Here is a 23,613-nt window from a genome sequence, read left to right on the forward strand (position 1 = left end):
GATGTCCTACGAATTGCCGAGTGGCTAAGTGAGGTCAAAAGATAAGGTTATTTATTTTCTCTAGATTATTAATAAGCAGCTGAGCCAAATAAATGCCTTATTCGGCTCATAAAGTTGTGATATTGTGAGCCGAATAGATTGATTAATCGGCTCTAATTTGATAAATAATTGAATATGGGAATCGGTTGAGTAGGCATTTATGCGTGACTGCGCTAGTTTTTTGCCATGCCGTTGGGTGTAATTTAATTCGCTCTATTGACGACTCTAGTTCAGCAATAAACCTCAATCCAAGACCTTTATAAATACTGTGATGAAGCTGTCGGGCTAAAGCCGCGACCTACAGAAAGCTTCGCTTTCAGGAACCCCTCCCTAACCCTCCCCTTGAAGAAAAGGGGAGGGAACAGAGACAAACAAAAACACCAGCCGAGGCTGGTGTTTTGAGTTCAATGCTAGAAAGCGGAGTGCTTAAGCCTGAGCTTTCTTAAAGGCTTGGATCAGTGCTTGGGTTGAAGCATCCAGTGCGCTGTTGTCGCTGTCGCTAACAAGGCGGTTGAAGATGTCTGTTCCCAAGACTTTGCCAAGCTCTACGCCCCATTGGTCAAATGAGTTGATTCCCCAAATTGTGCCTTGTACAAACGTACGGTGCTCATAAAGGGCGATCAAGGCACCAACGGTTTCTGGTGTCATTTTGTCTGTCAGTAGGGTGTTACTTGGGCGGTTGCCTTTGATGACTTTGTGAGGCGCAACGGCTTCTATTTGTTCATCCGATGCGCCAGCATCACGTAGTTCTTGTTTTGCTTGCTCAAGTGTTTTACCTACCATAAGCGCTTGTGATTGGCTTAGGCAGTTTGCAAACAATTGCGCGTGATGATCGCCAATTGGATTATGGCTTGCCAAAGGTGCAATGAAATCCACAGGCACAAGGCGTGTGCCTTGATGCAAAAGCTGGTGGTAGGCGTGTTGGCCGTTTGTGCCAGCGCCACCCCAGATGATTGGGCCTGTGTCTGTTTCTACGCCGTCTCCGTTTAGTAGATTCGCTTTACCATTACTTTCCATGTCGAGCTGCTGAATGTGAGCAGGCATAGCGCGTAGGTAATGATCATAAGGAATCAAGGCGTGAGTTTGTGCGTTGTGGAAGTTGATGTACCACACACCCAATGTGCCCATGATAACGGGTAGGTTTTCTTCAAATGGTGCTGTGCGGAAATGCTCATCCATTTGATGAGCACCATCTAGCAATGCGTAGAAGTTGTCCATGCCAACGGCAATCGCAATCGGTAAGCCAATGGCAGACCAAAGCGAATAACGACCGCCCACCCAATCCCACATTGGAAAGATGTTTTTTTCCGCCATGCCGAAATCGACGGCTTTCTTCACGTTGGAGCTAACGGCGGCGAAGTGTTTACTTACTGACTCTTGAGAGCCGCCATTTGCTAGAAACCAGTCACGCGCTGCGTTGGCATTAGAAAGTGTTTCTAGTGTGCCAAAGGTTTTTGATGCCACAACAAAAAGTGTGGTTTCTGGGTTCATTTGCTTTAGCTTGCCAGTGATGTCAGAACCATCAATATTGGCCACAAAATGCACTTTCACTTGTTCTTGAGTGTAAGGTGTTAATGCTTCTGCAACCACTTTAGGGCCAAGGTAAGAGCCGCCGATGCCGATGGAAACCACGTCTGTGATGTTTTTGCCTGTGTAGCCTTTCCATTCGCCACTGTGAAGCTGGGCAACAAAGGCTTCCATTTGTTTTAGAGTCGAGCGAACTTCTTCTAGTACGTTAACTCCGTCAACCATCAATGAATCTTGTGCTTGGCTGGCGCGTAGAGCGATGTGCAATACAGAACGGTCTTCTGTGTTGTTTATGTGTGCGCCAGTGAACATGCCTTTGATGGCTGTTTCTAACCCTGCTTCTTTTGCTAGATCAGTAAGCAGAGAGAAGGTTTTTTCATTAGCACGGTTTTTTGCGTAATCTAAAGTCCATCCTGCGGCGTGAGTGGTGTATTTCTCCGCGCGTTTTGAATCCGTTTCAAACAAGGATTTCATATCAACAGAGTTTATCTCTTGTTGATGGTCTGCCAGTTTTTTCCAAGCAGTCAGTTTTGTGGGTGAGCCCATTACAATCTCCCTAGTTTGTTGAGACCGTGCAGCATGTGCGTGCAACGCTCTCACTGAAAGTGAATTATTCTAGTTCAAGTCGCAGGTTATCAATTAAACGTGCGTTGCCTAGGTATGCCGCAGCCAAAATGACTAGGCGTTTCTCTTCCTCTGACGGTGTTTGTAAATTATCTTGTGCGCGGATTTCAAAATAATCACGACGGAAACCAGCCGCTTCAAGCTTCTGTTGAGCTTGTTCGCGAATGTCCTCGTGACTCGCACTGTTTGTTATGAGCGCTTCTTTTGCCCATAACAAAGTTTGGTACATCGCTGGTGCAATGCGTCTTTCTTCTTCGGTTAAATAACCATTACGAGAGCTCATGGCGAGACCGTCATCGTTACGTGCGGTGTCGACACCGATAATACGTACGTTAGAGCTCAGGTCGCGGACCATGTCTTCAATAACTTTAAGTTGTTGAAAGTCTTTGTTGCCAAATATGGCACAGTCTGGTTGAACAATATTAAATAATTTTGTCACAACGGTAGAAACGCCAACAAAATGCCCTGGACGAGAAGCGCCACAAAGGATGTCAGAAATGCCGACCACTTCGATTTGTGTTTGACTGCGTTTGCCGTCTGGGTACATTTCTAGTGCATCTGGTGCAAACAGGTAATTGCAACCGTTGGCTTCAAGAACACGTTTGTCTTCTTCTAAAGTTTTTGGGTAACGTTCTAAATCGCTTTGATCCGAAAACTGCATTGGGTTGACGAAGATAGAAGAAACAATGACTTCACCTTCTTCCTTTGCTTTGCGAATCAGTGACATGTGTCCGTCATGAAGATTACCCATGGTTGGAACAAAAACGATGCTTTTATCTTGTAGTCGTTCTACTTTTAAAGCCGCACGAAGCTCGGCAACTGTGTGGAAAGTTTTCATTATTTAAATCCGTGCTCTGAGCCTGGGAATGTACAGTCTTTTACTTCTTTAACATAGGCTTCAAAGGCTTCTGTCACGTTTCGACCATCGGTCAAAAAGTTTTTAACGAACTTTGGAGTGTGCCCCAAATTAATACCAAGCATGTCATGCAATACTAAGACTTGGCCGTCTGTGTGAGGCCCCGCGCCAATGCCGATCGTTGGAACAGGAACTGCTTCGGTAAGTAGCTTGCCTAATTCGGTCGGAATGCATTCGTACAGTAAAATATCGGCTCCAGCAGCAACCAAATCAAGGGACTCTTGCAACAATAAGTCGGCTGCATCTTGGCTTTTGCCTTGGACCTTATAACCACCTAATTTATGAACAGATTGAGGTGTTAATCCCAAATGGGCACAAACAGGAATGCCGCGTTGGCTCAATAGTTTGATTGTGTCTGCTAACCAGCTGCCACCTTCTAATTTCACCATACTCGCACCAGCTTGCATCAATTTCGCTGCGTTATCGAGAGCTTGTTCTGGTTTGCTGTAACTCATGAATGACATGTCAGAAAGAATGAAAGCGTTGCTGTTACCACGTTTCACTGCTGCTGTGTGATAACACATGTCTTCAATCGTCACTGGAAGGGTGCTGTCTTGGCCTTGAACAACCATACCTAAGGAGTCGCCGACTAAAATTGTTTCAACCCCCGCAACATTCATGACATGAGTGAATGATGCATCATAGGATGTGAGGCAGGTGATTTTCTCTTTATCAGCTTTCATTTTCTTAAGCGTGGATAGAGTGATAGGTTTCATAAGCTTTTTTTGTGAGTTATCTGAATACATATTTTTATACTTCTTTGATAAAAACCAAATCGTTGGTATCAAGTTGGTGTAACTGCTCAGCAACTGTTTTGCCATTTGCTAAGAGCCTATCTGGAGCAAGGTCATTAAGTGGGCACATAACAAACCCTCGTTCTAACATATAAGGGTGAGGCACCGTTAATCGAGGGTGTTGTATTTCCTCGGAGCCATACAATAGCAGATCTAAATCAAGGGTGCGCGGCCCCCAATGACGTTCTCTTATTCGACGTTGTTTTTGTTCGATGCTTTGTAATAAATCTAGGAGTTCAATAGGAGATAGTTCAGTTTCAAAAGATGCAACAGCATTAATATAGTCAGGCTGATCTTGAGGGCCAACAGGTTTGCTGCCATAAATTGAAGAAACACGAAAAGCCTGTAAGCGATCGTGTTTTTTCAGGGTCTCAATCGCGCGATCAAGTTGTGCGATTGGATTTTCAAGATTGCTGCCGAGGCCAATATAAGCTTGTATCACAGCGTATCCTCTTATTCGCTAGCGGCTTCGCTTGGCGAGTTTGTCTCTGTTGTTGCGGGTCCATTACTTTTTCTTCGGCGGCGCGGGCGGCGTTTTTTCGGGCCCTCTTTGTCGCTGGTGCGAGCGTCAATGTTTTTAATCAACTCTCGCTGCTTACTTTCCGTAGCATGTTGGAATGCTTCCCACCAATCTCCTAGACCATCTAATTGTGTACCACTAAGTTCTCGGATAAGTAAGAAATCAAATCCAGCGCGGAAGCGAGGGTGATCAAGTAATATAAATGCGCGTTTTCCGTAACGCTTTGGTAGTCGGAACTGCATATCCCAAATTTCACGCATTGGCGTAGAGAAGCGACGAGGAATTGCGGTTGACGCTACTTGGTTGTCGAGCACCATATTCGCTGCTTGATGCAAGGCGGGTGTTGTTGGCATGCCTTGCGCTTCGAATTCTTCGTGACGTAATACAACACTTGGCCAAAGTAGGATGGCATATAGAAAATAGGGTGCTGTGGTTTTGTCGTTTTGAATGCGATTGTCTGTATTTTTTAAGCCTTGCAGAATAAATGCTTCAGGATCAATGTCGCCTCGTTTCCAACCACTTTGTAATAATGCATCTGTATCTGGGAATAAATAGCGGAACAAGCCGTATTTACGTAATAGAGCAAAGGTTTCTATGCCATTACCGCTACCAAGTAGTTTTAATACTTCTTCAAACAGGCGAGCTGGCGGAATGTGGTCCAATAAATGCGCCATTTCTTTGATAGGCGCTGCGGTAGAGGCTTCTATTTCGAACCCTAATTTACCAGCAAAGCGAATCGCACGTAACATGCGTACTGGATCTTCTTGGTATCGTTGGCGAGGGTCGCCAATGATGCGAATAACCTTGTCTTCAATGTCTTTTAATCCACCGCAAAAATCGTGAATGCTGAAGTCTTTAACATTGTAATAAAGTGCGTTGAAGGTGAAATCACGACGTTCAGCATCTTCTTCGATACTGCCGTAGACATTATCACGTAAAACAATGCCGTGTGTTGAGCGAGCAGAGTCTTTACCTTTTAATGATGTTTGAGGAGTGCTTTCGTTATCCTCTTGTGTTGAACCCGCTCTAAAAGTAGAGACTTCAATGATTTCACGACCAAATGTAACGTGAACGAGTTTGAAGCGTCTACCAATGAGCCTAGAGTTTGAAAAAGTCGCATGAACTTCTTCAGGCGTGGCGTTAGTAACCACATCAAAATCTTTTGTTTTCGCACCAATGATATGGTCTCGAATACAACCACCGACAAGGTAAGCGTCGTAGCCAGCTTTATTTAGGCGATACAGTACTTTTACGGCATTTGGGCTTAAGTCTTGTCGAGATAAGCTGTGATGGCTGCGAGGGATAATGATAGGGTAAGTCTGTGCCTGTGGTGAGGCAAACAGTGAGGTAGCTTTACGTACCAGAGATTTAAATCCTGTGAGCATTGGACAACAAATTTTTATAAGTTAACGAAAAGGATATTCTACACGTGATAGAGCAAAGTTACACGGATATTGGTTTTGTTTGAACGAATTTGGTGTGTTGAAAGAAGAGATAGTTTAGAGCGACATGTTATTTTCTGACTAGAAAATAAAATAATCGCTTTGGATACATGAAGATACTAGTTCCGAAAACAAAGTCAGTGCTGCTTCTGCAGTTCTACTCAAGTCTTATTTTTATTATTGCATTGTTTTCATTGCCCGAAGGCTTTTATATCTAAAAAGATCAATTATCCAAAGCGATTTTCCATCCACGACCTCAAATTTTATTTTTATTTGAAGAGGTCATGGTGTTCTTATTTTTTATTTTTATTTTTAAGAACCTACATCCGACGATTAACTTATTTTTATTCTTAGCCAATCTTCTTATCGTTGTGCCATGTATAAGGCATTTGTTGTGCCAAAAATAATAAGGTGCTGATTTTATTAAGTTTTAAGAAAATACTGTTCACTTTTTTTACAATATTCAGGGTTTGTTTTGGGTATTTTGGTATCAAGTGTTACCTTCATGGTGTTACTTTTTTGGGTATTTGTAGTTTTTGTCTTCTTTCCCATAGGCTTTTTCTTGATATGCCCAAAGAATGTGCAAGTTGGGTCTCTGTCATCTTATCCTGGTGCGTAAGCACGAAATGTTTTAAATAGTCGTCTAGGGTTGTGCCTTTAGGTTGCAAGAGGGGCTCAAAGGTGCCGGCTTTTAAGGTGTTTTGGCTTTGCTGGTCTGCGAGTTTTAAATTAGCCGCTTCGATTTTCTCTAAAGGGCTTAAGATAACCGCTCTTTCTATTGCGTTTTCAAGTTCTCGAACATTACCTGGCCAATGGTGTGACCGAATGGCTTTATCAAATGCACGGCTGTAGTGGTAGGCTGGTTTTTTGTGTTTTTGGCAAGCCTTTTCAAGTAGTACTTTGGCAATCATGGATATGTCATCTCCTCGCTCTCTTAAAGGTGGTAGGAGGAGTTCCATAACATACAGGCGGTAGTATAAATCTTCTCGAAATAGTCCCTTTCTGACCATATCAAATAGATCTCTATGGGTTGCTGCGATAAGGCGGATGCTCACTTTTTTGTATTCGGTGGCACCAACTCGACGAACTTCGCCTTCTTGTAAGACTCTTAGTAGTCTGGCTTGGGCTTCGAGAGGTAGTTCGCCTATTTCATCGAGAAATAAGGTGCCTTTGTCAGCTGTTTTAATTAAACCGTCATGGGCCGCTGTTGCACCAGTAAAGGCGCCTTTTTCATGGCCAAATAACTCGGATTCGATCAGGTTTTCTGGAATGGCGGCACAGTTAATACTAACAATTTGATTGTGTTTTCTCAGGCTGGCGTTATGGATGGCTTTAGCGACTAATTCTTTACCTGTTCCAGACTCCCCCTAATTAACGTTGTCGCATCTGTTGCTGCAATTTTTTTAATATCTGTGAACAGTTCAAGCATAGGAGGACATTGTCCGATAATTCCGCTGCCAGGGGTTCCTAGTGGTAAGGTTTCTTCTGTTTCCGTGTTTGAAAAAAGCGTTTGGGTTTGTGTTGTGGTTTGTTCGGTCGCTTCTTCGCTCTCTAGGGTGTTTACAACGTGTTTTAATAAAGTTTCCGGATCGGTGGGGAGTGGAAGGTAATAGGCGGCGCCAAGGGACATGCTGTGAGTTCCTGTGCTTAAACTTGGCTTAGCATCCAATATAATGCGGCGAGGTGTATTTATCAGCTCTGTTGCGCTGTCACCTAAGGTGTTAATGATTTCTTGGTCAATTAGTAATAGGTCAAATTCACTCAGTTCGTAGTATCTCTCCACTTGTTCTAATGAGTTCCCTATATTTACTTGAAAACCATACCGAGATAGCCATTTTTCAGACTCTTTGAGTAAAGAATTGTCTGGGCAGATAATCATGATGCTATGCATAAAACTGTCACCTATCGTTACTAGTGTAACGATTATACACATTAGTCTGCAAAATGGTCGAGATGTGAAATGTCTATTTAAGGGGGATGGGAGGGTTAAGATATGAAGTGTTGATCTTGCTGCTTTAGAGGGAGGTGTTTAAGTCCATTAAGCTTGCTAGGTTCCCAAGCCTCTATCGCCAAAGACAGGGCTTCTGATATAGAAGATGGCGAATTTAAATTGATGCTTAGATAATGTAGCGCTCGTAGAAGTGTAGGCAAATGACCATCTTTTATTGGCTTAGCATGATTTTGCTTGCTGATTTTCTCACCTGATGTGTTGGTGATGAGCGGGATGTGGGAAATGTTTGGTGGTGTCCATTTAAATAGATCGTACAAGTATAATTGTTGCGCTGTTGTTTCGATTAAATCAGCCCCTCTTACAAGATGGGTTATGTTTTGTAGATGATCATCCACAACAACTGCAAGTTGGTAAGAAAAGTAACCGTCTTTTCTTTTTAATACGGGGCAATTATTGCTCAAGTCGTCAGCAAAATTTAAGCTTCCCTGAATTGGGTCTTCATATTGATATAGTAAATCGCTTGTCTTTAACCTCCATGAATGAGGGCGGCTGATTGTGCTTTTGCACATAGCAGGATGATTACCGTTGTTTTGGGTCAGGAACTGACGTGTGCAGTTGCATGGAAAAACGAGTTGTTGATTTTTCAGGTAGGAAAGTTGTTGTTCGTATATTTCAGTGTGATTACTTTGTGTTCTGACTGTTTCGTCCGAAAAGAGGTGGTAGCTACTAAGAGTATTGAGTATTTTTTCTGAAAAGCTCTTTTTGCAACGAGTGCCATCCACATCTTCAATGCGGATAAGCCATTTTCCTTGGTGTTTTTTTGCATCCAAATAGCTCGCTAATGCACTAACTAGCGAGCCGAAATGGAGTGGGCCGGTTGGCGAAGGTGCAAAACGGCCACGATACATAACAGGCAAAGAATCAGCGTAACTAAGCACTTATAATTAAGCGCTATAAGTTAACCGCCGATTTGTCTCTCTTTGATTTCAGCTAGTGTTTTGCAATCAATACACATGGTTGCTGTTGGGCGAGCTTCTAGACGGCGGATGCCGATTTCAATGCCACACTCTTCACAATAGCCGTAATCATCAGAATCGATTAGTTCAACCGTCTGAGAGATTTTCTTAACTAGCTTGCGCTCACGATCTCGAGCACGAAGCTCCAAGCTAAACTCTTCTTCTTGGCTGGCACGATCATTTGGATCTGCATAGTTTACCGCCTCTTCTTTTAGGTGGTTTACTGTACGATCAACCTCTTCCATTAGGTTTTGTTTCCAGTTGAGCAGGATGCTTTTAAAGTGCGCCAACTGCTTCTCGTTCATGTATTCTTCGCCGTCCTTAGCAACATAAGGAGTGAAGTCTTTCATTAATGAATCAGGGTTCATTTTTGGCATACGCATTGCCTCACTTCGCAGGTATCCGTTGTGGTAACCTGTAAACGATAAAATTAGGTGGTTTATTTTCGGCCGGAAACTTACCAGATAATTTGACGGTTAACCACATTTTTTGCGCAAAATGTTACGATTTTTTTGAATAAGACTGAGAATACTGAATGAAAAAGCATAAATTGGCGGCAAGAGTTGAGCAAATTGCTCCTTTTCAAGTGATGGCTATTTTGGCGCGTGCCAAAGCATTGGCGCTTCAAGGTGAAGATGTGATTCATCTTGAAGTTGGCGAGCCAGACTTCGTAGCGATTGAGTCGGTTGCTAAAGCAGGAATACAGGCGATTAAAGAGGGAGATACAGGCTATACCTCAGCTACCGGTTTGCCAGAGTTAAAGTCTGCTATCAGTGATTACTATTCTTCTCGTTATCAAGTTGCCGTATCTCCAGAGCGAATTATTGTCACACCTGGTGCCTCTGGGGCGCTTTTATTAATGGCTTCCTTAATGGTTGATATTGGCGAAAATGTTCTTATGCCAGACCCTTGCTATCCTTGTAATCGCCATTTTTTAGTACAAGTTGGAGCGAACGCTAAATTGGTTGAAACTGAAGCTAGTGATGGGTTTGAAATGGATTTGGATGCTTTGTCGACAAACTGGGATGAAAAAACTGCCGGTCTTTGGTTAGCGTCTCCGTCGAATCCAACAGGTGCTGTATTGAATAAAGAGTATATATCGCAAGCTTGGCAAAAAGTACAAGAGCTGGGTGGTCATTTATTGGTTGATGAAATCTATCAAGGCCTCGTATATGAGGGTGAAGATTTTTCGGCGCTATCAATAGATGAGAATATTTTTGTTGTTAATAGTTTCTCTAAATACTTTGCCATGACAGGGTGGCGACTAGGGTGGTTAGTTGTGCCTGAGTGGGCAATAGAGGGGGCGACGAAATTGGCTCAAAATTTATTCATTTCCGCGCCAAGTGTTTCTCAGTATGCGGCACTCAGTGCTTTCACGCCGGAGGTGTTGGCTGAATGTGAAGAGCGACGTCAAACCATGAATACTCGACGTTTAGTCTTGCTTGAAGGGTTAGAAAAGATTGGTTTGCCTGTCGTTGCACCAGCGCATGGTGCATTTTATGTCTATGTGGATGTATCGAGTGTTACTAATGACGCTATGGCTTGGTGTTTGGCATTGTTGGAAAAAGAAAAAGTAGCGTTAACCCCTGGTGCGGACTTTGGCATCAAGGATGCACATAAATACGTTCGTTTTGCTTACACCTGTGATGGATCGAGATTGCAAGATGCTTTATCGAGAATTGCCCGATATATAGCTACTTAAGGAATACTTCGAAGCCTAATGCAGAAGTTAGCTTTCTATTTTCTGGCTTTTAAGCTCAGTTGTTTAGGTAGTTAGCCTCTGCGTCGCATTAATATAATGCCGGCAAATAAACACACTGCAATTGGGATACTTACGCCAATGGCTGGTGGGAAATCGACCGCAACACTCATTCGACCGAATAAATTTAAGGCGTTTTGAAAAGCTAAACCTATTATTACACCTGAGAAAATACGTCCTCCCATTGTTGATGATCTTAATGGTCCAAAAACGCTTGATAAAGCGACGAGGACCAAAGCAAGGGAGGCTATCGGACGAAGGGTTGTCATCCAAAACTCTAGTTCGTATTGAGAAGCGTCAAGGTTCTGCTGACGCAAATATTGCTGGTAGCTCATTAACTGGCTTAAGGATAGGGAGTCAGGCTCTTGGGAGGCTAAAAATAAATGTTCTGGCATTATACTGACATTCCATTCTGCACTATCCATACTAGTTGCTGTGATGTGATTGGGAGAGAATTTTGTTTCTGTGACTGCATTTAATTGCCACAGTGAGCCATCTATGTGCTGGGCACTGTCTGCACTTTTGATATTTTTTAGCTCTTGTCCTTCAGGTGAGAAAATTTGTATGCCGTATAACTTGCCCTCACTGTCCGCCGCATCTATGTATACGAAGTTGTTGTCTGCTTTTAGCCAAACGCCACCGGTTAATGAAAAAGTATCTGTTTTTTGATCCTGAAATTTCTCTATTAGATTCGCTTTTTGAGCTGCAATGGGGGCAATGAATTCTGAAATACCCATGCCTAATAAAGAAATCAATATAATAGGCTGGCAGGCGGCAAAGCCGATTCGCCAGATTGGCATTCCTGCTGCTCGCATAACTGTTAGTTCTGATGTGGCTGCTAGTGTGCCAAGCCCCATTAATGTACCTATGAGTGATGCTATAGGGATGTATTCGGCTAGTTTACCAGGCACCCGCAGAGAAATTACTTGGAGTAAAGATTGAATGGTGTAGTTGTCGTTTACTTTTTTTATTTGCTCAATAAAAGTAAGCGCAAAATCCAAACCGAGCAGTACAACAGTCACAATTAAAAATGACCATAAAACACTGCTTGCGATGTATTTATCTATTTTCTTCATAGGGATTACTCGCTTGAGCTTGATTTGGTTACTTTAGGTAATCGTGCTTTGCGACGTTCAAATATTTGGTTGTATTGGATAAATAAGGCCGCTGCAATAAGAGTAAAAATACCGTGTATCCACCAAAGGCCTAATTGAATGGGGAGTTTTCCTTTTTCTAAAGCGGTACGCCCCCAAATTAATAGCGCGATATAAAAAATCATCAATAGAATGGCAGGGAGCATTTTGAAAAAGCGTCCTTGTCTTGGGTTTACTTGGCTTAATGATAAGCCAATGATTGCAAGAATTGGAATCATGACAACAAGAGATATACGCCATTGTAATTCGACTTGATCAAGAAGCTTGGTGCTATTGATTAAATCAATTGTACTTTTTGTGTAGGCTTCGTTAATTACATCACTTTCGGTGGTTTCCATGCGAACAGCATAAGTATCGAATTGAGTAATGCGATAATTTGCGGTGCCTGGTTTGCCTTCATAACGAATGCCGTTTTTGAATATGAGGTATTTTTCGTTGTTCTTTGAGCTGACTCGAATTTGTTCTGCGTAATCCGCGAACATTTGAGTGGGAATGTTTTTGCCTTTTTTACTGGTAACATCAGAAAGAAATATATTGTTTATCCATCCTTCATCAGGTGTGAAGTTTTCTATATAAGTGGTTCGTTGACCGCTGCCTTCAAAACGACCTGGTATGAGTAAATCAAATGCAGATAACTGGTCTTGTGCTTGGGATGCTTCTGCTGCGCGATATTCGCTAAATGGTGCAAGCCAGAAGTTAATTCCTCCACTAGTTAAGCTGACAATACAAGCAATACCTAAGGTGTAACCAGCCAGTTTGATTTTACTAATACCGCTAGAAAAAAGTACTGACATTTCATTTTCTATATATAAGCGGCCAAATGCGAGTAATAAAGACAAGAAAAAAGCCAGAGGTAAAATCATCTGGATGAAGCTAGGGATATGATAACCAAGAATGACAAAAAGAAACTCGAAGGTCATTTTACCTTCAGTTATACGGTTCAAGTAGAAAGAGAAACGGCCGCTTAGTATCACGAGTAGTAAAATTAGCGTGACGCCAGCTGTTGACACCAGCACCTCTTTCGCTAAGTATCTGAATAGTCTCAAAGTCACCTCTGGATGAATATCGGTTTTTAACCGTAGAGTTGATTACATATTTAAAGCCCCCATTATCTCGCGGTAAGAAGAACATTATCCAGTTTTTTTAAAAAGTTATTTTTTTGAGGAATTTTCCATGAATATGGCGTTATTTGATCGCTTATCTACAGTTCAAGCTGATTTGCTTGTTGTTTTTGTCCCTAGTGAGGGGGATTTTCCTGACTCGACTGCTTGGGTCGATGAAAGCTCAGCAGGACAAGTTTCTCAATTGCGTGCAACCGGTGTTTTCAAAGGTAGTGTTGCGCAAACTTTACTATTACCAAGTTTGACTCAAGATTTTGCCCAAGCTGCATTATTAGTTGGCGTTGGCAAAGATGCTGAATTAAGTGATATGCAAGCTCGTAAAGTTGTTGCGGCTGTTGCGGCTCAGATAAAAGGTTTGCCTTATGCGTCTGTTGCGTTAGCTAGTGCATCACTTGTTATGAAAAAACGTTCTCAGTCCGAGGTTACTGCTTTGGTTGCTCAGTGGCTTAATGAGGGTTTTTATAACTTTCTTGGCTTCAAGCAAGATGATGCTAGTAAAGCGACGAAGGTCGAGTCTTTGCTTTTAGAGGGCGCGGACGAAGAGGCCTTAGTAATTGGTACCGCAACAGCAAGTGGTTCAGCCTTCGCTCGTCAGCTTGGTAATTTACCAGGCAACGTTTGTACGCCAAGTTATTTAGCATCGAAAGCTCAGCATTTAGGTGAAGAATATGGAATCGATGTTGAGTTGCTAGACGAAAATAAAATGGACGAGCTAGGTATGCATTGCCTGTTGTCCGTTGGTCGTGGCAGTGATCAGCCAAGCTATTTAATTGTGATGCATTATCGTGGTGGTCAAAAAGATGAGGCGCCTCATGTATTGCTAGGTAAAGGTATTACCTTTGATACTGGTGGTATTTCGTTGAAGCCTGGCCCTAAGATGGACGAGATGAAATATGATATGTGTGGTGCTGCAAGCGTTTTTGGTACCATGAAAGCGATATGTGAATTGAAGTCAAAGCTTAACTTTACTGCGGTTATTGCCGCTGCGGAAAATATGCCAAGTAGCCGTGCAACTAAACCGGGTGATATTGTTAAGACCATGTCTGGTCAAACGGTTGAAATTCTAAACACCGATGCTGAAGGGCGTTTGGTATTGTGTGACGCCTTGTCATACATTGAGCGCTTTAAACCACAATCTGTTGTCGATATTGCTACTTTGACTGGTGCTTGTGTTGTTGCTTTAGGTAGCGTTAATTCTGGTATGTATGCTAATAATGATGATTTGGCTGCAGAGTTGAAATCGGCAAGTCAGACGGCGGCTGATAAAATCTGGCAAATGCCATTAGATGAAGAGTATCAGCAGCAGTTAGATAGTAATTTTGCCGATATCGCTAACATTGGTGGTCCCGAAGCAGGTTCTGTAACAGCTGCATGTTTCTTGTCTCGTTTCACAGGGTCCTACCCTTGGGCGCATTTAGATATTGCAGGAACAGCATGGGCTGGTGGTGCAACGAAAGGTGCAAGTGGTCGACCTGTCGCGTTACTTACTCGCTATTTATTATCTAAAGCGTAAGTTTATCTGACAAAATAAGGCTTTTAAAAGGCAGTGATGATTTTTTATCACTGCTTTTTTGTCGAAAAAATTAACCTGATCAAGATGTTATTTTTTTCTGATTATTTCGATTTACTAGGGAGGGTGGACTTTTGTTGTCTTCGGTGCGAAAGTTGAAGTAATAAATGATTGGTTGGGGGGTAATAGACCCCATTGTTGTATTTTGTTTTCTTAATGTTGGTTTTCCCTATGTCAGATTTAGCTGCTCATCATGAAGGTGGTGCTCTTGAACCAGATGAAGAAACCTTGGTTTCAGCCTTTCGGAATCAAGATGATATTCCTATATTAATGGATGTTGTTGCTGAACAGGTGGCTACATGCGCTAGCCAAGAAGAGCATTTAGTTCAAACGTTTGATGACTTGGATAATGAACAGAAAACAGAAGAAATGGACGTCTCGTCTGGTGGTTTTTCACAAGAGCTCATTGCAAAAGCGATTGCAAGCGTTCTTGAAAAACGATTACCGGAGCTTGTGTCAGAAGTGATACAGACTTTGTATTCGTCTGACTCTGATACTCCAAAAAATTAACCTTCCGTGTGCTTTGTGCATGGTTGATACGTTTAATAATACGCATGTTATTTTTTATCTTGTCCCGACAAGTTATAATTCTGCAAAATCAAATTGACCGCTACATAAGAGCTTTAAGACACCATAATGGAAAAGACTTACCAACCTCAGAGTATTGAACAGCCTATTTATAAACGTTGGGAAGAGGGTGGCTATTTTGCCCCTCAAGGCAACGGATCTCCTTTTTCTATCATGATTCCACCGCCAAATGTTACTGGTAGTCTTCACATGGGGCATGCTTTTCAGCATACCCTGATGGATGCCATGATTCGTCGTGAGCGCATGAAAGGCAGTCGAACATTATGGCAGCCAGGTTGTGACCATGCGGGAATTGCGACACAGATGGTTGTAGAGCGTCAATTAGCCGCGGAGAATCTTACTCGCCATGATCTTGGGCGTGAGAAGTTCCTTGAGAAAGTATGGGAATGGAAAGATCAGTCTGGCGGTACTATTTCAGATCAGATGCGAGTTATGGGGGACTCTGTTGCGTGGGAGAAAGAGCGCTTCACGATGGACCCAGGTATGTCCGCCGCTGTTCAAGAAGTGTTTGTCCGTCTTTATGATGAAGGGATTATTTATCGCGGTCAGCGTTTAGTTAATTGGGATCCTGTCTTGCATACGGCCATTTCTGATTTGGAAGTTATTTCAGAAGAAGAAAATGGTTTTATGTGGTATTTCCGCTATCCATTAGCGGGCGGCGTGAAAACGGATGACGGTAAAGATTACATTGTAGTTGCTACAACTCGTCCAGAAACTATGTTTGGTGATGCAGCCGTTGCTGTTGCGCCGGATGATGAGCGTTTTACTTCGCTTGTTGGGAAAGAAGTTGAGTTACCGTTGGTGGGGCGTCGTATTCCAATTGTTGCTGATGAATATGTCGATAAAGAGTTTGGTACTGGCTGTGTGAAAATTACACCTGCCCATGACTTTAACGACTATGAAGTCGGCAAGCGTCATGACATGCCGTTGATTAATATTTTAACAGACGATGCGACTATCAATGATACTGCGCCAGAAAAATATCGTGGCATGGATCGCTTTGATGCTCGTAAAGCGGTTGTTGCTGACTTTGATGCTTTAGGTTTGCTTGAGAAAATAGCTGATCATAAATTGAAAGTACCTCGTGGTGAACGTGGTAATACCGTTATTGAACCCTATTTAACGAATCAGTGGTATGTAGCGGTTGAGAGTTTAGCTAAACCTGCAATTGAAGCAGTTGAAAATGGTGATATCCAGTTTGTTCCTAAACAATGGGAGAACACCTATTTTGCATGGATGCGTGATTTGCAGGATTGGTGTATTTCTCGTCAGCTTTGGTGGGGGCATCAAATCCCTGCTTGGTATGATGCAGATGGCAAATTTTATGTGGGTAAAGATGAAGCAGATGTTCGAGCTAAATACAGTTTGTCGGCTGAGCTTGAATTAACACAAGATGAAGATGTTCTAGATACTTGGTTTTCTTCTGCTCTATGGACATTTGCAACACAGGGCTGGCCTGAAGAAACTCAAGATTTTAAAGAATTTAGTGAATCTAACGTGCTGGTAACTGGCTTCGATATTATTTTCTTCTGGGTTGCCAGAATGATCATGATGACATTGAAATTCACGAATAAAGTTCCTTTCAAAACGGTTTACATTACAGGTCTTATTCGCGATGAACGTGGCGATAAAATGTCTAAGTCGAAAGGCAATGTCATCGATCCATTGGATTTGATTAACGGTATTGATATTGAATCTCTTGTTGCGAAACGGACTTATGGCATGATGCAGCCTCGTCTAGCGGCTAAAGTGGAGAAGAACACACGTGAGACTTATCCCGAAGGTATACAGTCTTATGGTACAGATGCTTTACGATTTACACTTTGTTCTTTGGCGTCAGGTGGTCGTGATATTAAGTTCGATCTAAATCGTTTGGAGGGCTACCGTAATTTCTGTAATAAAATTTGGAACGCTACTCGTTACGTTTTGATGAATACAGAAGACCAAGATTGTGGTCAAAACGGTACGGATGTTGAATTGTCTCTTGCGGACAAGTGGATTATTTCTCGGTTACAGCATGCTGAAGATGCCGTAAATCGTGCTTTTGAAACTCACCGTTTTGACTTGGCTGCTCAAGCACTTTATGAGTTTATGTGGCATGAATATTGTGATTGGTATTTGGAATTATCCAAACCTGTACTTTGGGACGAAAATGCTACGGCCGCTCAACTAACTGGTACGCGTCGTACCTTGGTTCGAGTTTTAGAAGCTTTCTTGCGTTTAGCTCATCCAATGATGCCTTTCTTGACGGAAGAGATTTGGCAGCGGGTTGCTCCTTTAGCTGGTGTTGAGGGTGAATCTGTCATGTTAGGTCAATATCCAGTAGCAGAAGATGCCAAGAAAGATGCAGAAGCAGAAGCGGATGTGGAGTGGTTAAAGGGTGTTATTGAAGGAATTCGTAATATCCGAGGTGAAATGAACATTTCTCCTTCTAAACCTTTGGCGATTTTGTGTCGTAATGGTTCTGAGCAAGATCGAATGCGTCTTGATGCGAATTTAACATTCTTACAAACCTTAGCGAAGTTAGATACGGTTACTTGGTTGGCAACAGGTGACGAAGCGCCTATGTCTGCGACGGCTTTGGTTGGAGACATGGAAGTATTGGTACCAATGGCTGGGCTGATTGATAAAGACGCAGAGTTAGCTCGTCTGCAAAAAGAAATTGATAAGTCATCTAAAGAGCTTCAGCGTATACAAGGTAAGTTATCAAATGAGAGTTTTGTTGCTAAAGCTCCAGCTGAAGTTGTTGAAAAAGAGCGAGCGAAATGTGATGACTTGCAATTGATGGTTAGTAAGTTAGAAGAGCAAAAAATTAGTATTGAATCTTTATAAATAGATAAAGGTTAGTGGTCAATGTTGATCGCTAACCTTGCGCTTACTTTAATAAAAATAAAAAAAGAGGCGAAGGTAATGGAGCGATTAACTGGAAAAGTTAAATGGTTTAATGATGCTAAGGGAATTGGTTTCATTAAAAGAGAAACGGAAAGTGACGTGTTTGTACATTACAAGTCAATTGCTTGTAATGGCCATAAGACGCTTAGAAAAGGGCAAACCGTTAGCTTTGAGTTATCTGAAACAGATTTTGGTGTGCAAGCACTTGATGTTCATGTAGAGAAAGAAGTGCAAGTGGTACTTCCTATCTCTAATGAACAGCTTGCAAGTGCTTAATCTAGACTAATTCTTTTAGCATTTTATCAGCTAGTTTAACGAAATCGACTGGTGTGAGGATGCCGATAAGCTTGTTACCTTCGGTTACAGGTAAGCATCCATACTTATTTTCGATAAAGAATTCGGCTGCCGCACTTAATTCCATGTTAGGACTTACTGTCAGTATGTCTTTGTTCATGGCATTGGTAATAGGGGTTTGCTGTTCTTTCTTGGATATTTGATGAGTGCCAAATTGACTAACCAAATGAAATGCATGACGTAGGTATTCTCGTTGCGTAAGCATTCCTACGCATTCCCCTTCGTCATTTACGATTGGGATATTTCTAATGTTTTTTTCGTGCATTAATTCTTTGGCTTTCGCTAAGGAATCATTTTCTTTTAATGTAATTAAACTTGTCGACATTAAATCTGCCACTGTGCGCATAAATAAATCTCCTTGTGTTTATGATCTTATTAAAATTGAGTGTAGAGCGGATTGTGTATGAAAGGCAATCATGTATTTAAGGCAATATAATCGCCTTGAGGTGGATCAATAATGAAAGATCAAGAATGGATGGGAAGAGCGCTTGAATTGGCCGCTAAAGCCGCAGAGGAAAATGAAATTCCGGTTGGTGCTATTGTTGTTCTCGATAATGAGATTATTGGAGAAGGTTATAATTCGCCAATCTCAATGTGTGATCCAACCGCCCATGCAGAAATTCAAGCGATTCGTGCCGCATGCAAGACGGTTAATAACTATCGATTATCTGGTGCAACCTTGTATGTTACTTTGGAGCCTTGTTCTATGTGTGCAGGGGCGATTGTTCATGCCCGCATTGGTCGAGTTGTTTATGCTGCTACTGAGCCAAAAAGTGGTGTTGCCGAAAGTCAGGGGCAATTTTTTAACGCCCCTTTTCTTAACCATCAGGTCAAGGTTGAGAGAGGTATATTAGGTGAAATAGCGGCTTCTCAATTAACTCAATTCTTTCAATACCGCCGTGAACAGAAAAAGAAGCTAAAAGAATTGGTGAAAAAACCGCTTTAAGCTATTTTTTTGTTTATTTTGTGTAGAAATTTCATACTCTGCTAGCCTCTATTTGCTTCATTGATTTAAAATACCGCATCATTTCCCCCAAAACTACCAAGTGAGGCAATACTCAACATGCTAACTCTGCATGGTTCCGCTGCGCTATCAGCGTTTCGCAAGGCAAAGTTATTAGCCAATATGCAAGCATCAGTGACTTCTGTTACTGACGTCGATGCACAATTTCTCCATTTTGTGGAGTTGGCTGATAATCAAACGCTTACGGTTGAACAGAATGCTGTTCTGCAACGCGTTTTGGCCTATGGTCCTAAATCCTCCCAAGTCAGTTCGTCTGATCAAAGTGTTCTTGTTGTTCCTCGTTTGGGGACAATTTCACCTTGGTCATCGAAAGCAACCGATATCCTCCATAATTGTGGTTTAGTTACTGTATCTCGCGTTGAGCGTGGTGTGGAATACTTTATCCATAGCTCGAAAGCCTTGACGGTTGAAGAGCTAGATTTGTTGTCTGCTATGCTGCATGACCGCATGACTGAAAGTTTGCTTCCAGCATTGAGTGACGCGGCCGGTCTGTTTTCTCATGCAGAGCCCGCACCTATGACGAGCGTTGATGTTTTAGGTGGCGGCCGTTTGGCGTTGGTTGAGGCAAACCAAACCTTGGGTCTTGCGCTGGCTGAAGATGAAATCGATTATTTGGTTGATGCTTTTGTTGAGCTTGGGCGTAATCCAATCGACATTGAATTGATGATGTTTGCTCAGGCAAACTCAGAGCATTGTCGTCATAAAATATTCAATGCGTCTTGGACTATTGATGGCGAAGAGCAAGAACGCTCTTTGTTTAAGATGATCAAGAATACGCACGAACATAATCCTGAAGGCACCTTGTCTGCTTATAAAGACAATGCGGCTGTGATGGAAGGCCATTTTGCTGGGCGTTTCTTTCCGGCGCCTGGCACGGGTGAATACGATTTTAGTCAAGAGAATATTGATATCTTGATGAAGGTTGAGACCCATAATCACCCAACCGCTATTTCACCTTTTTCAGGTGCGGCGACGGGTTCTGGTGGCGAAATTCGTGATGAAGGTGCAACCGGTATTGGCTCCAAACCAAAAGCAGGTTTGAGTGGCTATACCGTTTCTGACTTGAAAATCCCTGGTTTTGAACAGCCTTGGGAAAGTTATTACGGCAAACCTTCTCGTATCGTAACGCCTTTAGATATCATGATCGAAGGCCCAATTGGCGGTGCGGCATTTAATAATGAATTTGGACGTCCGAATTTATTAGGTTACTTCCGTACTTACGAGCAAAAAATCCAAGGTGCTTCTCAAGAAGAAGTGCGTGGTTATCATAAGCCAATTATGTTGGCGGGCGGCATGGGTAATATCCGCCGTGAGCACGTTGAGAAAAAAGAAATTAAAGTCGGCGCTAAGTTAATTGTACTTGGTGGACCAGCCATGTTGATTGGTCTTGGTGGCGGTGCTGCGTCGTCTATGGCGTCTGCCGATGGCAATGAAGACCTGGACTTTGCGTCTGTTCAGCGTGGCAATCCAGAAATGGAGCGTCGTTGTCAGGAGGTGATCGACCGTTGCTGGCAGCTTGGTGATAAAAACCCGATCAGTTTTATTCATGATGTGGGTGCTGGCGGTTTGTCTAATGCGTTACCTGAATTGGTAAAAGATGGCGAACGCGGTGGAAGTTTTGATTTACGTAAGGTTTTAAATGATGAGCCTGGTATGTCTCCTTTAGAAATCTGGTGTAACGAGTCGCAAGAACGTTACGTCATGGCGGTTTCTCCTGATCGTATTGAAGAATTTACTGCGATTTGTGAACGAGAGCGTTGTCCATTCGCTATTGTTGGTGAAGCCAAAGAAGAGCTTCATTTGGAAGTGGCGGATGAACACTTCGGCAATAAGCCTGTCGATTTACCTATGTCTGTTTTGTTTGGTAAAGCGCCGAAAATGCACCGTGAAGCAAACAAAGCTATTGTTGCAGGTGATGATTTTACTGCGCTTGAGGTCGATTTGGCTGATGCTGCGAAGCGTGTATTGAGCTTGCCTACCGTTGCCAGTAAAAACTTCCTAATCACCATTGGTGATAGAACGATTACCGGAATGGTTGCACGTGACCAAATGGTTGGGCCTTGGCAGGTGCCAGTAGCAGATGTGGCAGTCACAACGTCATCATTGGAAAGCTATACGGGTGAAGCGATGACGATGGGTGAGCGTACGCCTGTTGCTTTACTGGACGCGCCAGCCTCTGGTCGTATGGCAGTTGGTGAAGCATTGACTAACTTAGCGGCGGCGCAAGTAATAAAGCGTAGTAGTATTAAGTTGTCTGCAAACTGGATGGCCGCTGCAGGACATGAAGGTGAAGACGAAAAGCTTTATCAAACCGTAAAAGCGGTGGGTATGGAGTTGTGCCCTGCATTGGATATTGCTATCCCAGTAGGTAAAGATTCCATGTCGATGAAAACGGTATGGAAAGAAGATGGTCAAGAAAAAGCGGTTACGTCGCCTTTGTCTTTGGTGATTACGGCGTTTGCTCCAGTAGCCGATGTGCGTAAAACCTTAACTCCTGAGCTTCAAAATAAAGCAAATACACGTTTATTATTGATTGATTTGGGTGCTGGTAAAAATCGCCTTGGTGGCTCTGTTATTGCTCAGGTTTACAATAAACTTGGTCAGCAGGCACCAGATGTAGACGATGCTGCGGTTTTGGCTGGGTTCTTTGATACGACTCAGGCTTTAAATACCGAAGGCAAGTTACTTTCTTATCATGACCGTTCGGACGGTGGTGTTTTTGCGACTCTGACTGAAATGTCGTTCGCCAGCCATTTAGGTTTGAATATCGACCTTGATGCCGTTGTTACGGATCGAGCTCAAGCGGCTCCAGCATTATTCAGCGAAGAGCTTGGTGCGGTTATTCAGGTAAATGAATCTGATGTGGCGAGCGTTATCGCTTCTTATGCAATGGCAGGTGTGGCGGTTTATTCTATCGCAACACTGTCTGGTGACGATCATATTTCTATTCGCTTCGCTGGCGAAACATTGCTTAAAGAAAGCCGCATTAATTGGCAGCGTGTCTGGTCTGAAACGAGTTATCGTGTTCAGGCTTTACGTGATAATCCAGAGTCGGCGCTGCAAGAATTCGACAGTTTACTTGATGCGAAAGATCCTGGTCTATCGGCTAGCGTGACATTTGATCTTAATGAAGATGTTGCAGCACCGTATATTGCGAAAGGAGCTAGACCTAAAATTGCTGTATTGCGTGAGCAGGGTGTCAATGGTCAGGTGGAAATGGCCGCTGCTTTCCATAAAGCTGGTTTTACTCCTGTTGATGTTCACATGAGCGATATTATTTCTGGTCGTATTTCTCTCGATGGATTTAATGGTTTGGTTGCTTGTGGTGGCTTCTCTTACGGTGATGTATTGGGCGCAGGTGAAGGTTGGGCGAAATCAATTTTGTTTAATCCAATTGCCCGCGATCAATTTGAATCATTCTTTAAACGCACAGATACTTTTTCACTTGGTGTGTGTAATGGTTGCCAGATGTTGTCGAATCTTCGTGAATTGATTCCGGGTGCGGATCATTGGCCTAAATTTATTCGTAACGAATCTGCCCAATTTGAAGGTCGTCTTGTTCAGGTAGAAGTTCAGAAATCAAACTCTATCTTACTGGCAGGAATGGAAGGATCAAGAATGCCAATTGCGGTTGCGCATGGCGAAGGTCAAACGGAATATCGCAATGAAGATGATATTGCGGCATTGGTTAAATCTGCTCAAGTAGCACTTCGTTACGTAGATAACTACGGACAAGCGACAGAGCGTTATCCGTTTAATCCAAATGGTTCAGCTGAAGGCGTGACAGGATTAACATCAGGAGATGGTCGAGTGACTATTATGATGCCTCATCCAGAGCGTGTTTATCGTACGGTTCAACACAGTTGGCATCCAAGCGAATGGCAAGAGCAAGCTCCTTGGTTGCGTTTGTTCCAAAATGCGAGAAAATGGTTGGGTTAGTCTTTTGATTTAAGCTGTTAGTTATAAAAGGCCCTGTCACTGAAAGTGATGGGGCTTTTTTTATGCTTGTCAGGTAGAAAATTGATTGCTATTTGATCTATTTAGGATTGTTTTGGTGCTTTATTAGCCAGAAAACACTTTTTTATCATTTAATTAAAAGAATTAGGTGAAAAGGGTTGCAGAAAATCTGTAGATCCTTAATATACGCCCTCGCTGACACGGACAGGGCTTGACTCTCTTGCAGAGGATAAGTGGCTTAAGTGTAACGGCAACGCTCTTTAAAATAGATAATCAGATAATTTGTGTGGGCGCTCGCTAGAGACTTCAGAAGACCATCGCATTGCTACTTGTAGCGTGTAGTTGGTCAAAAAAATTGAAGACTT

The 23,613-nt window shown here is 42.7% G+C and carries 19 protein-coding genes and 1 pseudogene; 7 read left to right on the plus strand and 13 right to left on the minus strand.

The window, feature by feature from the left end; translation table 11 throughout:
- Nucleotides 1-465: 465 nt before the first annotated feature.
- The 10 genes and pseudogenes from pgi to dksA all read right to left on the minus strand — a co-directional run bounded on the left by pgi (nt 466) and on the right by dksA (nt 9,206).
- Nucleotides 466-2,112 carry a glucose-6-phosphate isomerase gene (gene pgi, locus AC0L3Y_RS07370; RefSeq protein WP_473470177.1) on the minus strand — a complete coding sequence of 549 codons (1,647 nt, stop codon included), beginning with the start codon at nt 2,110-2,112 and terminating at the stop codon, nt 466-468.
- Nucleotides 2,113-2,176: 64 nt separating this feature from the next.
- Entirely contained in the window at nt 2,177-3,028 is an 852-nt protein-coding gene (gene panC, locus AC0L3Y_RS07375; RefSeq protein ID WP_473470179.1) for a pantoate--beta-alanine ligase, read from the minus strand.
- Complete coding sequence (gene panB, locus AC0L3Y_RS07380; protein WP_473470181.1) at nt 3,028-3,852, minus strand: 3-methyl-2-oxobutanoate hydroxymethyltransferase; 825 nt, start codon at nt 3,850-3,852, stop codon at nt 3,028-3,030. Before panB ends, panC begins: the two co-directional genes overlap by 1 nt.
- 4 nt (nt 3,853-3,856) lie before the next feature.
- Nucleotides 3,857-4,339, minus strand: a complete 483-nt coding sequence (gene folK / locus AC0L3Y_RS07385) for a 2-amino-4-hydroxy-6-hydroxymethyldihydropteridine diphosphokinase (protein WP_473470600.1) — start codon at nt 4,337-4,339, stop codon at nt 3,857-3,859.
- A 14-nt stretch (nt 4,340-4,353) separates the two neighbouring features.
- Entirely contained in the window at nt 4,354-5,805 is a 1,452-nt protein-coding gene (gene pcnB / locus AC0L3Y_RS07390; RefSeq protein ID WP_473470183.1) for a polynucleotide adenylyltransferase PcnB, read from the minus strand.
- 560 nt (nt 5,806-6,365) lie between these two features.
- Nucleotides 6,366-6,773, minus strand: coding sequence for an AAA-type ATPase lid domain-containing protein (locus tag AC0L3Y_RS07395; protein ID WP_473470185.1), 408 nt, complete (start codon nt 6,771-6,773; stop codon nt 6,366-6,368).
- Between the two features lie 84 nt (nt 6,774-6,857).
- Nucleotides 6,858-7,190, minus strand: a pseudogene (locus AC0L3Y_RS07400) (sigma-54 factor interaction domain-containing protein); the annotation flags it as partial.
- Nucleotides 7,191-7,201: 11 nt separating this feature from the next.
- On the minus strand, nt 7,202-7,753 hold the full coding sequence (locus AC0L3Y_RS07405) for a DNA-binding transcriptional response regulator (protein WP_473470187.1): 552 nt from the start codon (nt 7,751-7,753) through the stop codon (nt 7,202-7,204).
- A 95-nt stretch (nt 7,754-7,848) separates the two neighbouring features.
- On the minus strand, nt 7,849-8,751 hold the full coding sequence (gene gluQRS, locus AC0L3Y_RS07410) for a tRNA glutamyl-Q(34) synthetase GluQRS (RefSeq protein ID WP_473470189.1): 903 nt from the start codon (nt 8,749-8,751) through the stop codon (nt 7,849-7,851).
- A gap of 20 nt (nt 8,752-8,771) precedes the next feature.
- The gene (gene dksA, locus AC0L3Y_RS07415; protein ID WP_473470601.1) at nt 8,772-9,206 is read right to left on the minus strand and encodes an RNA polymerase-binding protein DksA; all 435 of its coding nucleotides are present in this window, start codon (nt 9,204-9,206) and stop codon (nt 8,772-8,774) included.
- A 158-nt stretch (nt 9,207-9,364) separates the two neighbouring features.
- Here dksA and AC0L3Y_RS07420 point away from each other — a divergent pair, with 158 nt between their 5' ends.
- Complete coding sequence (locus AC0L3Y_RS07420; RefSeq protein ID WP_473470191.1) at nt 9,365-10,531, plus strand: aminotransferase class I/II-fold pyridoxal phosphate-dependent enzyme; 1,167 nt, start codon at nt 9,365-9,367, stop codon at nt 10,529-10,531.
- A gap of 71 nt (nt 10,532-10,602) precedes the next feature.
- Here AC0L3Y_RS07420 and lptG read toward each other — a convergent pair whose 3' ends face one another.
- Both lptG and lptF read right to left on the minus strand, forming a co-directional pair.
- Complete coding sequence (gene lptG / locus AC0L3Y_RS07425) at nt 10,603-11,664, minus strand: LPS export ABC transporter permease LptG (RefSeq protein ID WP_473470193.1); 1,062 nt, start codon at nt 11,662-11,664, stop codon at nt 10,603-10,605.
- A gap of 5 nt (nt 11,665-11,669) precedes the next feature.
- Nucleotides 11,670-12,794 (minus strand): LPS export ABC transporter permease LptF, encoded by a 1,125-nt coding sequence (gene lptF / locus AC0L3Y_RS07430; RefSeq protein ID WP_473470195.1) that lies wholly within the window; start codon nt 12,792-12,794, stop codon nt 11,670-11,672.
- A gap of 121 nt (nt 12,795-12,915) precedes the next feature.
- Between lptF and AC0L3Y_RS07435 the strand changes: the two genes are divergently transcribed.
- The 4 genes from AC0L3Y_RS07435 to AC0L3Y_RS07450 all read left to right on the plus strand — a co-directional run bounded on the left by AC0L3Y_RS07435 (nt 12,916) and on the right by AC0L3Y_RS07450 (nt 18,189).
- Nucleotides 12,916-14,376 carry a leucyl aminopeptidase gene (locus AC0L3Y_RS07435; RefSeq protein ID WP_473470197.1) on the plus strand — a complete coding sequence of 487 codons (1,461 nt, stop codon included), beginning with the start codon at nt 12,916-12,918 and terminating at the stop codon, nt 14,374-14,376.
- 228 nt (nt 14,377-14,604) lie between these two features.
- Entirely contained in the window at nt 14,605-14,943 is a 339-nt protein-coding gene (locus AC0L3Y_RS07440; RefSeq protein ID WP_473470199.1) for a hypothetical protein, read from the plus strand.
- Between the two features lie 126 nt (nt 14,944-15,069).
- Complete coding sequence (locus AC0L3Y_RS07445) at nt 15,070-17,853, plus strand: valine--tRNA ligase (RefSeq protein ID WP_473470201.1); 2,784 nt, start codon at nt 15,070-15,072, stop codon at nt 17,851-17,853.
- 21 nt (nt 17,854-17,874) lie between these two features.
- Entirely contained in the window at nt 17,875-18,189 is a 315-nt protein-coding gene (locus AC0L3Y_RS07450; RefSeq protein WP_473470203.1) for a cold-shock protein, read from the plus strand.
- A 1-nt stretch (nt 18,190) separates the two neighbouring features.
- On the opposite strand, the gene AC0L3Y_RS07455 is transcribed toward AC0L3Y_RS07450, so the two are convergent.
- On the minus strand, nt 18,191-18,613 hold the full coding sequence (locus tag AC0L3Y_RS07455) for a CBS domain-containing protein (protein ID WP_473470205.1): 423 nt from the start codon (nt 18,611-18,613) through the stop codon (nt 18,191-18,193).
- Between the two features lie 111 nt (nt 18,614-18,724).
- Here AC0L3Y_RS07455 and tadA point away from each other — a divergent pair, with 111 nt between their 5' ends.
- The gene (gene tadA / locus AC0L3Y_RS07460) at nt 18,725-19,213 is read left to right on the plus strand and encodes a tRNA adenosine(34) deaminase TadA (protein WP_473470207.1); all 489 of its coding nucleotides are present in this window, start codon (nt 18,725-18,727) and stop codon (nt 19,211-19,213) included.
- Between the two features lie 117 nt (nt 19,214-19,330).
- A complete protein-coding gene (gene purL / locus AC0L3Y_RS07465; protein ID WP_473470209.1) occupies nt 19,331-23,230 on the plus strand; it encodes a phosphoribosylformylglycinamidine synthase in 3,900 nt (1,299 codons plus the stop codon).
- Nucleotides 23,231-23,613 lie beyond the last annotated feature (383 nt).

It is taken from the genome of Marinomonas sp. GJ51-14 (assembly GCF_055808695.1).